Source organism: Clostridium sp. SM-530-WT-3G (genome assembly GCF_012843905.1).
Lineage (GTDB): Bacteria > Bacillota > Clostridia > Clostridiales > Clostridiaceae > Clostridium.
In genome coordinates this window covers 11,562-27,937 of sequence record NZ_JABAGC010000028.1, presented here as the reverse complement: position 1 = coordinate 27,937, position 16,376 = coordinate 11,562, and the positions used below count along the sequence as shown (strand labels likewise).

At 29.1% G+C, this 16,376-nt stretch carries 15 protein-coding genes; 1 reads left to right on the top strand and 14 read right to left on the bottom strand.

Features of this window, described 5'->3' with window-relative positions:
- Positions 1-7: 7 nt before the first annotated feature.
- The 12 genes from ilvN to cdaA form a co-directional block, all read right to left on the bottom strand.
- A complete protein-coding gene (gene ilvN / locus HF850_RS10640) occupies positions 8-523 on the bottom strand; it encodes an acetolactate synthase small subunit (protein ID WP_169105423.1) in 516 nt (171 codons plus the stop codon).
- A 564-nt stretch (positions 524-1,087) separates the two neighbouring features.
- On the bottom strand, positions 1,088-1,501 hold the full coding sequence (locus HF850_RS10635) for a hypothetical protein (RefSeq protein ID WP_169105422.1): 414 nt from the start codon (positions 1,499-1,501) through the stop codon (positions 1,088-1,090).
- Positions 1,502-1,659: 158 nt separating this feature from the next.
- Entirely contained in the window at positions 1,660-3,009 is a 1,350-nt protein-coding gene (gene glmM, locus HF850_RS10630) for a phosphoglucosamine mutase (RefSeq protein WP_169105421.1), read from the bottom strand.
- Between the two features lie 181 nt (positions 3,010-3,190).
- Positions 3,191-3,499, bottom strand: coding sequence for a YerC/YecD family TrpR-related protein (locus HF850_RS10625; RefSeq protein ID WP_169105436.1), 309 nt, complete (start codon positions 3,497-3,499; stop codon positions 3,191-3,193).
- 181 nt (positions 3,500-3,680) lie between these two features.
- Positions 3,681-4,517 carry an AIM24 family protein gene (locus HF850_RS10620; RefSeq protein WP_169105420.1) on the bottom strand — a complete coding sequence of 279 codons (837 nt, stop codon included), beginning with the start codon at positions 4,515-4,517 and terminating at the stop codon, positions 3,681-3,683.
- Positions 4,518-4,785: 268 nt separating this feature from the next.
- Positions 4,786-4,950: a hypothetical protein gene (locus tag HF850_RS10615; protein ID WP_169105419.1), complete on the bottom strand. Its 165-nt coding sequence runs from the start codon at positions 4,948-4,950 to the stop codon at positions 4,786-4,788.
- A 104-nt stretch (positions 4,951-5,054) separates the two neighbouring features.
- Positions 5,055-6,080 (bottom strand): ketol-acid reductoisomerase, encoded by a 1,026-nt coding sequence (gene ilvC, locus HF850_RS10610; protein ID WP_169105418.1) that lies wholly within the window; start codon positions 6,078-6,080, stop codon positions 5,055-5,057.
- 456 nt (positions 6,081-6,536) lie between these two features.
- Positions 6,537-7,604 (bottom strand): butyrate kinase, encoded by a 1,068-nt coding sequence (gene buk / locus HF850_RS10605; RefSeq protein ID WP_169105417.1) that lies wholly within the window; start codon positions 7,602-7,604, stop codon positions 6,537-6,539.
- 93 nt (positions 7,605-7,697) lie between these two features.
- Positions 7,698-8,606 (bottom strand): phosphate butyryltransferase, encoded by a 909-nt coding sequence (gene ptb / locus HF850_RS10600; protein ID WP_169105416.1) that lies wholly within the window; start codon positions 8,604-8,606, stop codon positions 7,698-7,700.
- 285 nt (positions 8,607-8,891) lie between these two features.
- On the bottom strand, positions 8,892-10,493 hold the full coding sequence (locus HF850_RS10595) for an NAD(P)/FAD-dependent oxidoreductase (RefSeq protein ID WP_169105415.1): 1,602 nt from the start codon (positions 10,491-10,493) through the stop codon (positions 8,892-8,894).
- A gap of 223 nt (positions 10,494-10,716) precedes the next feature.
- Entirely contained in the window at positions 10,717-11,937 is a 1,221-nt protein-coding gene (locus tag HF850_RS10590) for a CdaR family protein (RefSeq protein ID WP_169105414.1), read from the bottom strand.
- Positions 11,910-12,761 carry a diadenylate cyclase CdaA gene (cdaA, locus tag HF850_RS10585; protein WP_169105413.1) on the bottom strand — a complete coding sequence of 284 codons (852 nt, stop codon included), beginning with the start codon at positions 12,759-12,761 and terminating at the stop codon, positions 11,910-11,912. Before cdaA ends, HF850_RS10590 begins: the two co-directional genes overlap by 28 nt.
- Before the next feature lie 292 nt (positions 12,762-13,053).
- Here cdaA and HF850_RS10580 point away from each other — a divergent pair, with 292 nt between their 5' ends.
- On the top strand, positions 13,054-13,665 hold the full coding sequence (locus HF850_RS10580; RefSeq protein ID WP_169105412.1) for a cell wall hydrolase: 612 nt from the start codon (positions 13,054-13,056) through the stop codon (positions 13,663-13,665).
- 57 nt (positions 13,666-13,722) lie between these two features.
- Here HF850_RS10580 and iadA read toward each other — a convergent pair whose 3' ends face one another.
- Both iadA and HF850_RS10570 read right to left on the bottom strand, forming a co-directional pair.
- Positions 13,723-14,895: a beta-aspartyl-peptidase gene (gene iadA / locus HF850_RS10575; protein ID WP_169105411.1), complete on the bottom strand. Its 1,173-nt coding sequence runs from the start codon at positions 14,893-14,895 to the stop codon at positions 13,723-13,725.
- Positions 14,896-15,039: 144 nt separating this feature from the next.
- Positions 15,040-16,287, bottom strand: a complete 1,248-nt coding sequence (locus HF850_RS10570) for a hypothetical protein (protein WP_169105410.1) — start codon at positions 16,285-16,287, stop codon at positions 15,040-15,042.
- Positions 16,288-16,376 lie beyond the last annotated feature (89 nt).

The following is a 16,376-nucleotide window of genomic DNA, read 5'->3' as shown; positions in this document are numbered from 1 at the left end:
CTCTGCACTACAAATTAAAATTATCAACTGAATTATTAATTGTTTTTCCCCCTCTTTGAAGTGCAGTAACCCCAGTTCTAACTAATTCTTCTATGCCATACTCCTCCATAAGCTTAATTAATGCTGTAATTTTTTCTTCATCTCCAGTAAGTTCAATAGTTAATGTATCTGGCGATAAATCTATTATTTTACTTCTAAATATACTTACTATTTCATTAATTGCAGCTCTGTTTTCAGCATTGGCTCTTACTTTTATTAGTACAAGTTCTCTATATACACATTCATTAGCTTTAAAACTAATAACTCGTATTACATCTTCAAGTTTTTCAAACTGTTTTTTTACTTGTTCTAACCCATCATCATCAGTTGTAAGAGTTATAGTCATTCTTGAAAATGAAGGATCATCTGTAATACCTGCAGTAAAACTGTCAATATTGTATCCTCTTCTTGAAAATAATCCACTTACCCGGCTTAGTACTCCTGATGAATTTCTAACTAAAGCAGATAAAACATGCTTTTCCATTAGCTCCCCTCCTAAAAATAGTTAAAAAAAGTCCACCCTTAATGATACAAATCATAAGAAGTGGGATTATATACTCCGCCTTACAAATATCACTAGGTTCTACCAAACCCTTGCATATAACGGATGCCACCGGATATCGTTTACTCAAGAATATTTCATTCTCTTTCTGGATTCTGCTCAGGAGTGATAATTAAAAAGCTAAAGTATCGATTCACACCAACCATCGACTCTCTTAAACTTTAATATGCTTAATAACTGTCTCCATCATTGCATTTACTTTACTTAAGGACCTATTAACTTTTCCTGTTGAAATAAATTTTACTCCGCTTAATTACCATTGTCAACAATTAATTCTATTTTTTACCACATTAATTTTTACTCTTACATTTTATCATATCATTTTATCTTTTTATTATAAAAATAGTTATTTTTTTGATATTTTATTAATTTATTTTCTTTTTATTTAATATTTTATTTAAATTATAATATCATTGCTATTTATTTAATATATGTTTATTAATTCTTACTTATTTATATTTATTATCTTAACTTTAAATTTATTCATTAGCTCATTTCACCATAAGGTTCCATCATATCAATAGAATCCATATCAGCTAAAATCATATCAAGATTATAATTATATAAATTTATGTCTAGATGATCCTCCATAAGTTTAGATATAATTTCATTCTTTTCATTATCAAATACCAACTCACCTTCCAACTTCTTTATAAATTCATCCATGTTATATACTTCACACTTTCCTTCTTCAACACCTAGTTGTGTGCAAATATTGTGTCTAGCATCTCCACCACCAATATCGGTAAAGTCATTATAGCCATGTTCATCAACATCTTCATCAATTTTTCTCTCATAATATATATTTATGTAAGCTTTAGCTTCTTTTAAATCATTAAATCCTTTGCAATCTCCATTAGGCATAACTAATAAAAATTCATTACATGGTATATTATCCATCGCTTACCTCCTAAAAGTTTATTTTTCTAATTTATTTATCCCCTCCTAAGGTATTTGTTATTCACAAAATAAAAAATACTACTTTGCAGTAACCCTCATAGTTATTACAAAGTAGTATTCTTATAATATTTTCGTATTTATTTCAATATTTTAATCAATTAGCATGAATATTTCTTTTCTATTAACTCAGCTAATCCATGAGCCATCTTATCTATTTCTCCTTGGTCTTCACCTTCAAGCATAACTCTTACTAATGGTTCAGTACCAGATGGTCTTATTAATACTCTTCCAACACCATTTAAAGCATCTTCTATTTTCTTAATTTCACCTTGAATTTCATCATCAGTTAAATATAAGTTTTTCTTATCATTTGGAACTGTTGCATTTGCTAAAACTTGTGGAAGTTCTTTCATTATTGTACATAGTTCTGATAATGGTGTTTCTTTCTTTTTAACAATTGCTGCAATTTGAAGTGCAGTAACTAATCCATCACCAGTTGTATTATGATCTAAGAATATAACGTGTCCTGATTGTTCTCCACCTATAACATATTTATCCTTAACCATTTCTTCAAGAACATATCTATCACCAACACTTGTTTTTACTACATTTATACCTTCTTTTTTACATGCAATATCTAGTCCTAAATTACTCATTACAGTAACTACTAAAGTATTATCTCTTAATTTTCCGATTTCCTTTAAATACTTAGCACAAAGCATTAGTATAAAGTCTCCATTTATTAGATTTCCTTTTTCATCAACAGCTAAACATCTATCTGCATCTCCATCAAAAGCAAATCCTAAATCACATTTCTTTTTAATTACATATTCCATTAATTCTTCTGGATGTGTTGAACCGCAGTTTTCATTTATATTTGTTCCATCTGGATTATCATTTATAACAAATACATCTGCGCCTAAATCTCTAAATGCTTTTACTGATGATTTATAAGAAGCTCCATTTGCACAATCTAAAGCTATTCTTAATCCTTTTAAGCTATAAGGAATTGTATTTTTTGCAAATTCAATATAATCATCTAAAGCAGATACTTCAATAGTTTCTCTTCCTATATCTGTTCCTGTAGGACTTGGAACTCCCTCAAATCCATTCTCTATAACTCTTTGAATTTCATCCTCTAATTCATCTGAAAGCTTATATCCCTTATCATTAAAGAATTTAATTCCATTATATTCTACTGGATTATGAGATGCTGAAATCATAACCCCTGCATCTGCACCGTATTTTCTTGTTAAATATGCAACTGCTGGTGTTGGTACAACTCCAAGAACTACTGCTTCAGCTCCTACAGATAGTATTCCTGAAATTAAAGCTGCTTCAAGCATATCTCCTGATATTCTTGTATCTTTTGCTACTAATATTTTAGGTTTATGAGCTCCTTCTGTTAATACGTACGCTCCTGCTCTTCCTAAATTGTACGCAATCTGTGCTGTTAATTCTGTGTTGGCAACTCCTCTAACTCCATCAGTTCCAAACATTCTACCCATAAATTTTACCTCACTTTTTTCATTATAATAAGCACCGATCATGATGCAAATATGTTCTTCTAAATACTATAATATAAAAAATAACTGTTTTTATTTACATCTATTTACCTTAAATAGTATAATATCTTTTTTAAAGATTTACAATCTTATCTTATATGCCGTAATGTGACTTCAAAACACATTATTCTTTTTGTTCTTTATCCAATCTATCTAATATTAAATTATAGCCGTCACTTCCGTAATTTAAACATCTATTAACTCTACTTATTGTAGCTGTACTTGCTCCTGTTATTTCAGCTATTTCAGAATATGTCTTTTTTCCCTTAAGAAGCTGTGCCACATGAAATCTTTGTGCTAAAGCTTTTACTTCAGTTATTGTTGCAACATCTTCAAAAAACATATAACATTCTTCTATATTTTCAAGCTTTAAAATTCCTTCAAAAAACAAATCTAATTCCTTACTTTTTATCTTAGATTCTAGAGAGTTCATCATATCACCTCATTTATCATCATTAATATTAATTATAACTATGTCTATCTTACTTTACAACTTTAATATATCAAAGTAACAATATTTAAAATCTGTAAAATTACAATAATGCAGCAAATAGATTATTTATAAAATCTTTGCAAAAAAGCGATTATCTTAATTACAAGATATCGCTTTTTTATTAATCTTCATTAGTATTCATTTTTCTCTGTGGCTTTTGCATTTCAGCCAAACTTTTAATTTTTAAATCATTATATGCGCTTTTAGTTGGTACCAACCAAACTTCTCCAGAACCCCTATAAACATTAACAAGTCCTTCTCCACTAGTTGCACTGCCAACAATTGACTTAGAAGACTTTTCAACAGTAAACTCAATGTTACCTGTTCTTAATATTGCAAAATTACCATCAACTTTTAATGTATCATTTACTAAAACACATTTAAATATTTCATTTTCAGGTACAGGAACTTCTAATGCTACTATTCCACTTCCAGAAATTTTAGTCTGGCATAATCCTTCATTTCCAAGAAGAGCTGATGATACATTTTTCTGAATTGATACTCCAACCTCAACACTATCTTCACACGCAAAAAACATTCCATCATCCACTATTATCTCATCATCTTCAAGCTCTATTAGCGCAAAGTTTCCAAAGGATGGTTCTAAAAATATTTCTCCACTACCACTATATGTTGGCTTAAATACAGTTTCCCCAGTAAGCTTGCTAGTTAATAATTTCTTACCAAAACCAAATACCCCTCCAGTTTTGCTTTTAATTTCTATATCACCTTTCATGTAACTTAATGCACCTGGTTCTAGAATTACAGAACTATCGTCTAATGCTATTCTTATCTGCTTTAATTTAATGCCATTTTCTCTGATAATATTTAAACCAAAAGCTGTTTCTACATCTGATGCACCTTCCAAGCTTTCATACTGTAATATTTGAAACTTTGAATCACCTTCCATTTCACAAAGCATTTTTAATTTATTAGTAAAATTTAATGAACTTCTCAATTTTCTATTCCTCCTAATACTTTTTCAACTATTTTTATCAGAGTACTCTAAAGTATATTAATTATTACTTTAAACATTCTTAACTAAAATAAAAAAACTAAACCTACTAAGCATATTATACTCCTGTAGGTTTAGTTTTCTAACTTTAATATTCAAAATATATCTAATCTATAGTTTTAGAATTAATAAATTCTTTTGCTATATTATCTTGATAGTTATCTGTATTAAATAATGATAATGAACACATAATTTATTTTTAATGTAACAATTAATCATCACTGCACACGCAAAAAGAATGCTGCAATTCTATATATTCTTCTTTGCTTAAAGAAGTTAAGTATTTTGTATAATGATCATCATTGCAAAAATATCCTGCTTTATTTAAAACATATTCATCTTTAAGTTCTTTTTTACAATATAAACATTTATTCATATTATCCTCCACTAAAAAATACTCTTCTTTTGTATTTATTTACTGCTTTATAATAAAAGCTATTGAAATCAAATATATCAGATTTCAATAGCTTTTTAAATATATTAGTTATTGATTAACTTATCATTTTCATTATTCCAGCTGTAAAGTTTACGTATTTCTTCTCCAACCTTTTCTGATTGATGTTCTGAAGCTAGTTTTCTCATAGCTTTAAAGTGAGCTTGTCCGCCAGCTGCTGACATATCTAATAAGAATTCTTTAGCGAATGATCCGTCTTGGATATCTTTAAGAATCTTCTTCATAGTCTTCTTAGTTTCTTCAGTAATTAATTTTGGTCCAGTTACATAATCACCATATTCTGCTGTATTAGAAATTGAGTATCTCATTCCAGCAAAACCTGATTGATAAATAAGGTCAACTATTAATTTCATTTCGTGAATACATTCAAAATATGCATTTCTTGGATCATATCCTGCTTCTACTAATGTTTCAAAACCAGCCTGCATTAATGCACAAACACCACCACAAAGTACTGCTTGTTCACCAAATAAGTCTGTTTCAGTTTCAGTTCTGAATGTAGTTTCAAGAACACCAGCGTTTGCCCCACCAATTGCAGCAGCATATGCTAAAGCCATTTGTAATGCCTTACCAGTTGCATCTTGATGTACAGCTACTAAACAAGGAACTCCTTTTCCTTCTTGGTATTCGCTTCTTACTGTATGACCAGGTCCTTTTGGAGCGATCATTGTAACATCAACATCCTTAGGTGCAACGATTTGATTGAAGTGAATGTTAAATCCGTGTGCGAACATTAACATATTCCCTGCTTCTAAGTTTGGTTCTATATCTTTTTTATACATTGCAGCTTGTAATTCATCATTGATAAGTATCATGATAATATCAGCTTGTTTTGCTGCTTCTGCTGCAGTATAAACCTTAAATCCTTGTGCTTCTGCTTTTGCCCATGACTTACTGCCTTCATATAGACCTATGATTACATCACATCCTGATTCTTTTGCATTTAATGCATGTGCATGTCCTTGGCTACCATAACCAATAACAGCTATTTTTTTACCTTTTAATAGTGATAAATCACAGTCTTGTTGATAAAAAATTCTTGGTTCCTTCATATTTATACAACCCCCAAATATATATTGTCTTAAATTCACATAATCTATAAGTATTTAATTTAGCTTTTCATAAATTATGCTTTTTAAAATAATTGCTTAAATATTAATGTTTTTAATCAAACCTATATTATTTTATTAAGTTTTATTATATTTTTTTAACAAATCATCACCAATTTGTCATTGGTTTTAGTATATCAATACTGGCGTTTTTTGTCAACGGATACTTTCTTCGTATAGTCACACAATTTATAGAATTAATAATAATTCTTATATGTTAATATTATTAATCCATTAATTTTATGCTTTTTATAAATACAAAATTTATATAATCTCTAAATCAACTCATTTGTTTGATTAAAAATAAAAAATATATGCTTTGTAGTATTACTACCACAAAACATATATTTTAAATTAATGTTTTATACAATGCTTGTACAAAATTATATATAAATAATTTTAATATAATTTTGCTTTTTCTTCTCCATCAAGAACTCTTATTGCACCTTGAGCTAATGCTAATAATTCATCTTCTCCTGGATATACTGTAACTGGAGCAATCCATTCAACATTTGCCTTTAAATCTGGTACAAGTGTTGGTGAATATGCGATACCACCAGTTAAGATTATTTGATCTACTTTACCATTTAATACTGCAGCCATTTCTCCGATTGCTTTTGTGATTTGGTATAAGAATGCTTTATATATTTTTTCACATTTCTTATCTCCAGTTTCCATCTTATCAATAGTTCCCTTAACATCGTTAGTATTTAAGTATCCAACAAATCCACCTTTACCAACTATTTTGCTGTATACTTCTGCTTGAGTGTATTCTCCACTAAAGCACATTTTTATTAAATCTCCAGCTGGAACTGCTCCTGCTCTTTCTGGTGAAAATGGACCATCTCCATCAAGTGCATTATTAACATCTACAACTTTACCTTGTTTATGAGCTCCTACTGAAACTCCTCCGCCCATATGAACTACAACTAGATTTAAATTTTCATATCCTTTTCCTGATTCCTTACCATATCTCTTTGCAACTGCTTTTTGATTTAATGCATGGAATTTACTCCTTCTTGGAATATCAGGTGTACCAGAGAATCTTGCAACATCTGCAAGTTCATCAGTAACAACTGGGTCAACTATAAATGAAGGCACTCCTATTTCATCAGCTATTGATCTAGCTAATATACCACCTAAATTAGATGCATGAGGACCTTGTACCCCTACTTTTAAATCTTCAACCATAGCATCATTAACAGCATAAGTACCGCCTTCAACTGGTTTAAGCATACCACCTCTACCAACAACTGCACTTAATGTTTTTATATCAAAATTCTTTTCTCCCAATACTTTGAGAATAACATCTTTTCTAAATTGTAATTGATCAAAAATTGTATCAAATTGCTTTAATTCTTCATTTGTATGTCTTAATGTTTCTTCAAATAACTCTTTTTCACCTTCATATACACCAATTTTTGTTGATGTTGATCCTGGATTTATTATTAATAACTTATAAGCCATTTTTTATTCCCCCAATATTAAGTTTCATAAGCATATAATTTCTAACTATAAGAACTCTATTAATTTCAATACAGTTTTTATATTATTAATTAATTATTTATTTCTATCTGCAACTAATGCTGCTAATGCTATTGAATTTACCTTTGTTTCAAAAGTATCAGCTCTTGAAGTTAATATAACTGGTGCTGATGTTCCAACTAAAAGACATCCATTTTTACATGGTGCAAAATATGTTAATGTTTTATACATAACATTACCTGTTTCTATATTAGGAAGCATTAATATGTCAGATTGACCTGCAACTTCACCCTTAACACCTTTATGTTCAGCTGCTTCTAATGATATTGCATTATCTAAAGCAAATGGCCCATCAACAGTACATCCCTTAAATTGTCCTCTATCACTCATCTTAGCAAGTAATGCTGCATCTACAGTAGATTGCATATTAGGATTTACAACTTCAACTGGACAAACAACTCCAACCTTTGGTTGTTCTATTCCACATGCATGGGCAACTGCTGCTGCATTATTTATTATTGCAACTTTTTCTTTTAATTCTGGATAAGTATTAAATGCTACATCTGTTAAGAAGAATAATCTGTACCATCCTTCTATTTCAAAAACAGCAACGTGAGACATTTGTTTTCCTGTTCTAAGTCCTACTTCTTTATTTAGAACACTTCTTAAGAAAGTTGCTGTATCTATTAACCCTTTCATTAACATATCAGCATGTCCACTAGATACTAATTTAACAGCTTCAAGAGTAGCTTTCTTTGGATCTTTAACATCCATAATTTCATAACCAGATAAATCCAAATCTATCTTCTTTGCTATTTCTTGTATTTTTTCCTTATCTCCTACTAATATTGCTTTAGCCACATTAAGTTCTGCAGCTTTCTTTATAGCTTCTAGTACAGGTTCATCCTGTGCAACTGCTACTGCAACCTTTTTAGTTGGAATTTCTTTTAATCTTGAGAATAAATCATCAAAATTTTTACTCATTTCTTATGCACCTCTTACCTATATAATTTTGCAAATAATACATTTTTTATTAAACCTTGTTAATTTTATATCAATTATATTTATGTAAATATAAACTTAATAAGTATATTATATCAAAAATTAACTTATATTTGCAAAAATGAGAAAAATTTTTATAAGAAATCTATTTATTTTTTTAGTTTCAAGAATAAAAAAAGCTGATATCTATAGAGATATCAGACTTTTTAAAAAATATTAATTTTAAAATTTCATATTCTAAAATGTAATCTTTTTAACAATTAAATTTTATTCAGGTTGCTTAAATCTATGTATTATATGTTCTGCAACTTTTATTCCATCTACTGCTGCAGAAATAATTCCTCCAGCAAATCCTGCACCTTCTCCTGTTGGATAAAGTCCTCTTACATTTGTGCTTTCTAAAGTTTCATTTCTATGCATTCTAACTGGTGCAGAAGTTCTTGTTTCTATTCCTGTTAATACTGCATCTTCGTTTCCATATCCTTTTATCTTTTTATCAAAGTTTTGTATTCCTTCTTTAAGAGCTTCAATTACATAACTAGGAAGGCACTTTCTCAAATCTTCAAATACATATCCTGCTGTATAACTTGGAGTCACACTTCCTAATTTAGTAGATATTCTATCACACATAAAATCTCCAAGTAATTGAACAGGTGCCTTATAGTCACCACCACCTAAATTGAATGCAAGTTCTTCATAATGTCTTTGGAATTCCATTCCTCTAAGTGGAGAATCTCCTTCAAAATCCTCTGGAGAAACAGTTACTACTAAAGCAGAATTTGCATTAGCTAAATCTCTAGCATGATAACTCATTCCATTTGAGACAAGTCTTCCCTCTTCTGATGCTGCCGCAACTACTACCCCACCTGGACACATACAGAATGAATATACTCCTCTTTTTAGTCTTTCACTTTGATATGTAAGTCTATAATCAGCAGCTCCTAATTTAGGATGATTATGACTTTCACCATATTGGCTCACATTAATAAGTTCTTGTGGATGTTCAATTCTTACTCCTATAGCAAATGGTTTTGCTTCCATAGATACTCCTTTTTCATGAAGCATTTCATATGTATCCCTTGAACTATGGCCTATTGCAAGAACTAAAGCCTGACATGGAATTCTTTCACCATTAACTACAATACTTTTTAGTTCACCATTCTCGTAATCAATTTGTTCAACTTTAGAATTAAATTTTACTTCTCCACCAAGTCTCTTTATTTCCTCTCTTATATTTTTAACTACACCTTTTAAAAGGTCTGTTCCTACGTGTGCCTTACTTTCATACTTTATTTCACTAGGTGCCCCACCTTTTATAAGTTCATCTAATACAAATGCACATCTATGATCTTTTATTCTTGTTGTAAGCTTTCCATCAGAGAATGCTCCCGCTCCACCTTCACCAAACTGAACATTTGATTCAAGATTAAGCTTGCCAGTTTTCCAAAAGTTTTCTACAGTTTCAGTTCTACTATCCACATCTTCTCCACGTTCATACACAACTGGCTTATATCCTTCTCTAGCAAGTGTAAGTGCAGCAAAAATCCCCGCTGGACCAAATCCTACTACTACTGGTCTTGATTTTAATTCATCATTTCCTCTTTCTAATGGTTCCTTTTCTTCTATTATTTCATGTTTTACATCTTTATCATGAATTCTAGAAAGAATTTTCTTTTCTTTATCACATATTACCTCAACACAGTAATTAACTTTAATATCATTCTTCTTTCTAGCATCTAAACTTCTTTTTAGTATATCTAACTTCTTAATATCATTTTCAGATATTTTTAACTTCTTACAAACTTTATTCTTTAGTAATTTTTCATCTTCATCTAATGATAAATGTATATTATTTATTCTTATGGCCATATTATCACCGTTTTCCTTTCAAATATAAAAATAATTAAATACCTATATTTAAGTAAAATTATTTTTTATAAATCTATAGTTATTTTTTCTAGTTGTATCTCTCAAATCAAAAAGATTATATCATAAAAATACTCTTTAGCTGAATTAAACTAATTTTATTTATATATTATCCATAAAAATAAAAATGTGTATTAGGATAATTTCCTTATACACATTTTTATAACTATTCTGCTTTTTTCTTTACCACTATTGTAACACTATCTACACTGCTTATCGTTAAATTTTTATTGTCATTATTAATAACTATATCTGGTTTATAAGTATATGTTCCCTCTTCAGTTATATTACTTAAATCTATTGATGCAGATATTTCATTTTCTGATATCTTATCTAAGTTACTCTGTGTTCCACTTAATGTTACATTTACTTTTTCAGTTGGTGAATCAATAATAAATTGATCATTTAAATTATTATACTTAACTGCACAACTTAATATTTTAGTAACTATATCACTCTTTTTTATATTAAGCTTAACTTTTACAGTACTATCTCCACCGATTACAGTAATACCTTGTGGTAAATTCAATTTTACAGTTTGCTCTGTATCTTGAGTAAATGAAGATATATCTAAAGGCTCTGTATCTACTGATTCTATATTTTGTGAACCATCACCTGAAATTTCAACATACTTAGTCTGTAAATCATAGCCACTTAATTCATAGCCTTCTGGAACCTGACCACTAGTTTTTAAATTCACAGCAACTTTTTTACCTGTAACTACATTAATAGATAATTTTGCAGTAGATACATCAGACTGAATTCCAGTAACCTCATTTCCATCAGAATCTAAAAATATTACTTTATAATTGTTCTCAGTATTTTTACTAACATCCTTTTCTTCTCCACTAATTACCGCTCTATCTATTTTATCAATTTTACTTTTTCCCCCTGTTGCCTTAACTGTCGTAGGAGTTATCTTTTTATCCAATTCGTAAACTCCCTCTTTATAGCTTACCTTTACATTTGATGTTATTGGAAATTCCTTTGTTACAATTTCCTCTAAATCTATCTTTATACCTAAAAAACCTGTATTTTTTATAGTTATATTTGGAGGATAACTCATTATTTGAACTGGAATGGTATTTTCTCCAGCTTTAAGAGCATACTTGGACATATCTGCAACTACCTTGAAATCTTCCGGAGTAACTTTACTTACTTCAGTTGATGGTCCCTCTACTTTTAAATCTACAGTAAATTTCTGACCATCTACAATTGCAAATTTAGCATTCTCAATTGCATCTGTATTGACTAATTCTACAGGTATGTCTTTTACTTCATAGCTTCTAGCGGGATTTTCAACATTAGTTACATACAACCATAAGCCAAAGGATAATAATACACAAATAATTTTAACCATTAAATTTTGCTTTTTAATTTTATCCATGACTTCACCTTCTCCCTAGCTGTCTTAACATTTTTCTTACTTCTATTATCAATTATTCTTGTAAGAACTTTTTGTAATCTTTCCTTGTCATATCCCCTAGTTATTTTTCCATTTACGGCTAAAGAAATAGTTCCTGTTTCTTCAGACACAACAATTACGAGTGCATCTGATATTTCAGATAATCCTATTGCAGCTCTATGTCGTGTTCCTAATTTTTTATTTATATTAGCATTATTAGTAAGAGGCAAAACACATCCTGATGACCAAATTCTATTATTTCTTATTATAGTGGCCCCATCATGAAGTGGAGTATTAACAACAAAAATATTCTCCAAAAGGCTTGAGCTTACAACTGCATCAAGCAATGTTCCTGCTCCCATAACTTCGTTTAATCCTGTAGTTTGTTCTATTACAATAAGTGCACCAGTCTTGCTCTCAGAAAGATTTTCAGCAGCAATAGATATTTCTTCTATAACCTTATGTACCAACTCTTCATCTCGTAACCCATGCATATCATCAAATGCAGTCCTTCCTAAATGCTCTAATGCTCTTCTTATTTCTGGCTGAAAAATAATAACTACTGATAATACACCTATAGTTAACGTTTTATTTAATATAAAATAAAGCATATCTAATTTTAATAAATAGCTTATAGGAATTAATGCTATTATCAATACTATTCCCTTAAGTAACTGCTCAGCTCGTGTTTCTTTTATAAGCATATACCCTTTATAAAATATATATGATACAACCAAAATATCTAAAACTGACCATATTGATATATTGGAAAAACTCTTTATAATCATAGATAATACTTCCTGCATAATACTCACCTCTTTTCATCATATTAAAATTATACAACAATTTTTTTCTCCTTAATACTAAAGAGAATTACTTTTTTATTACTACTGTATTAATATTATTTAAATATAAAAATTTGACTTATAACTTATCAGTAATAGTATTAACATTAATTAATTAAAATAGTAAACTATAAAAATTATAATATCCTACTTAATCATATAATATATAGACTATAAAAAATTATTATGTGAATATAATTACTTTCTTTGGTAATAATATTATTTGTTGCACTATACCGAAGGAGGTTTTTTTATGAAAAGAACATTTAGTATTTTTGTAACTGCATTGATACTATTTTTTTCCGTTATGAATATAAATCCAGTTGCAGCTGAGGTTTTAGGTACTGATTGCAAAGCAAATAAATCTATAAAGAATATAAAATATATAAATAATACCGAATATTCAATTAAAAATACATCAAATATAACTCAAAATAATGAAGAAACTAATCAAGTTGTTGAAGTTTTTAATCATAATTCAAAACAGTTATATATAACGGGAGAAGATATAGACTTAATGGCAAAGTTAGTTGCAGCCGAAAGCATAGGTGAACCTTATGAAGGAAAGGTTGCAGTTGCCTCTGTTGTACTTAATCGTACAGTAAGTTCAAGCTTTCCAAACACAATTAAAGAAGTAATATTTCAAAAGAATGCCTTTTCTTGTGTAAAAAATGGAAAAATAAAATCTGTGGCAAACCAAGATTGTTACAATGCAGTATACGATGCAATAAAGGGGTATGACCCCTCGAATGACGCTTTGTTTTTCTATAATCCAGCCACTGCAACATGCAACTGGATGAAAACAACTAAAAAAGTAAACGAAAAAACAATTGGCCATCATACATTTTTTAAATTAAAGGCATAAAATTAAGCTATTTGAGAATATAGTGTATTCTTAAATAGCTTTTCATTTATAAAGATATTACTCAAAAGTCCCTTTTATTAGCACTTGATTATTTTCAACCATTTTCCTACCTTTTGCAAAAACCATACTAATATCAAGTGATTCTTTATCAACAATTACTAAATCAGCATCTTTTCCACACTCTATAGCTCCTTTATTTTTTAATTTTAAAATTTTTGCTACATTAGATGTAATTACTTTTATGGCTTCATTTATTGGAATTTTATTTTCTTTTATTGCATGCTTTACTTCTCTATATAATGTTGATACTTCACAAATTCCTACTCCATCCAGACGTCCATTTGCATCAAATCTAGGCATACTTCCGTTTCCATCTGAAGTAAAAGTTATATGTTCAATAGGAAGTTTTTTATCAATAAATTCCTTCAATCCATCTCCAGCTCTTAGTTCACCATTTTCCATGTGGTCTAAATCACAGCTTGTAGTTAAATCTATATAACCACCTCTCTGAACATATTCCAATCCTACTTTAAATAATTCACTATTTCTATTAATATGAGTTGGCAACAATTGAGTAGTTGGTATTTCTGTATTATCAATTAAGTCAAAAAGATATTCAAGTTTATTTTCTCCATCTCCTAAATGTATATTAACTATTCCACATTTCCCTGATAATAATCCTCCAACTCTACTCTGAGCTACTACATTTGCAAATTCTCCAAAGCTTGGTTGTGAACTTCTATGATCAGATATAGCAATCTCTCCAACTCCAATTATCTCTTCTACAATCATTAAATCACTTTTTATAGAATCAGTAAGTGTTATTACTGGAACTTCATATGAACCAGTATAAGCATATGCTGAAATTCCCTCTTCTCTTAATGCTTTAATTTTTGCTATTAAAGATTTCATATCTCTGCATATTCCATCTGTCCCAATACACCCAACAACAGTTGTTATTCCTGCTTTTGTTAATTGTGACATCTGCATTTCTGGTATTCTCGTATGAAACCCACCCTCTCCTCCTCCACCCATAACGTGAACATGACAATCTATAAACCCTGGGAACAATAACTTATCCTTTCCATTAATCACTTCATACTCTATTGTTTTGCTGTCAAAATCAACATTATCATATACACCTTCTATCTTCCCGCCTGCAATCACAACATCTTTTACTCCTAAATTTTCTGGTGCATATACATTACATTCTTTAATTATTGTTATCATATTTATTTCACCTCTCAAAAAACATTCTTATAAATATCTTTTCCAGGTGAGATTGTTATTATTAATTTAAGTATATGAACAAAATATAAAAAAATAATTATAAGAATATTTCAAATAAACATTCTCATAATTATTTTATGTAAATTAATTGCTCACATTTAATATATTCTTAATTTTATCGTTAACATATATAGAATATGGATAATTATTAATCAATCTTTGTGCGTATATTTTTGATTCTTCCTTATTAATATCCCAATTAAAAAGTGCAAGTTCATATAGAACTCCTTCTATATATGACCCTTCTGGATATAATTTATCGTAATTTTTATACATTTCCAGCGCTAAATCCCTATTGCCTTGTTCTGATGCAGTACTTCCTCTATAAAATATAATATGCTGCTCAAGATTATCTCCGTCACAATATTCATAAGCTTTATCAAACTGATTCTTTGCATTATCAAAATCTTTTTGATTAAAATATCGTAATCCATCTTCATAAAAACCAGTTACTCCATCTTTTTTCAATATTGAAACAGCTTTATTATATATCTTCTTTTCATTAACACTTAATTCAGAAGTTTGTACATCATGGACTTTCTCATAAATTGATTTATAATCCTTATTCTTAATATCTTGTTCTAATGATTCAATATCGAATTTATTCACAATATTTTCTTCTTGCTTTTCTATCTCTTCTTTATTTGCTAATTCCTCTTCATTTCCTATACTTTCATTTATAACTTCAACATTATTCACTAATTTCTCATTATTTTTCATATTACTTTTCCAAAAATAATATCCTCCAATAGATAATATACTGACTACTGAAATAATAATAAATATTTTCCCAATTCCTCTTCTACTCTTAATTTCTCCATAATATAGTTCCATATTTTCCAGCTGTTTTTTTATCTCATTTGCTGTAACTGCATGTTTATCTATTTTAAGTGCCTTATCTACATATTCTTTTGCCCTGTAATAGTCACCATTTTCTTGATAACACCATGCAATACCTGTATTAACCTTAATGCAATTAAAATCACTCTTAGCACATTCTATAAATAATTTTAAAGCAGTGTTTATATCTGATTTCTTTAGAGCCTGTTCAGCTTCCTTATAAATTTTTATTCTCTCTTCATCATACTCAACATCTTTTATATAACTTTTCGCTATTGAATCATTATTTAAATCAAAATTAATTTTCCAGACTGTAACTGCTTCCTTAAGCAATCCTTTTTCATAAAGCATAAGTCCCTTAAAATTTAATACTTCTGATTCACCTAGGTTTTCAGCTAAAATAGACTCGCATAGATCTAAAGCCTTATTTATTTCACCTTTTTCATGGAAATCTAATGCTTTATTATATATTTTTCTATTTTTATTATCCATAGTTCTCCTCAATAATCCTCTTATATCATTTACCTTAATATTTCTATTATAGGCATATTTATTAACTATTAACAATTAAATCACTTTTA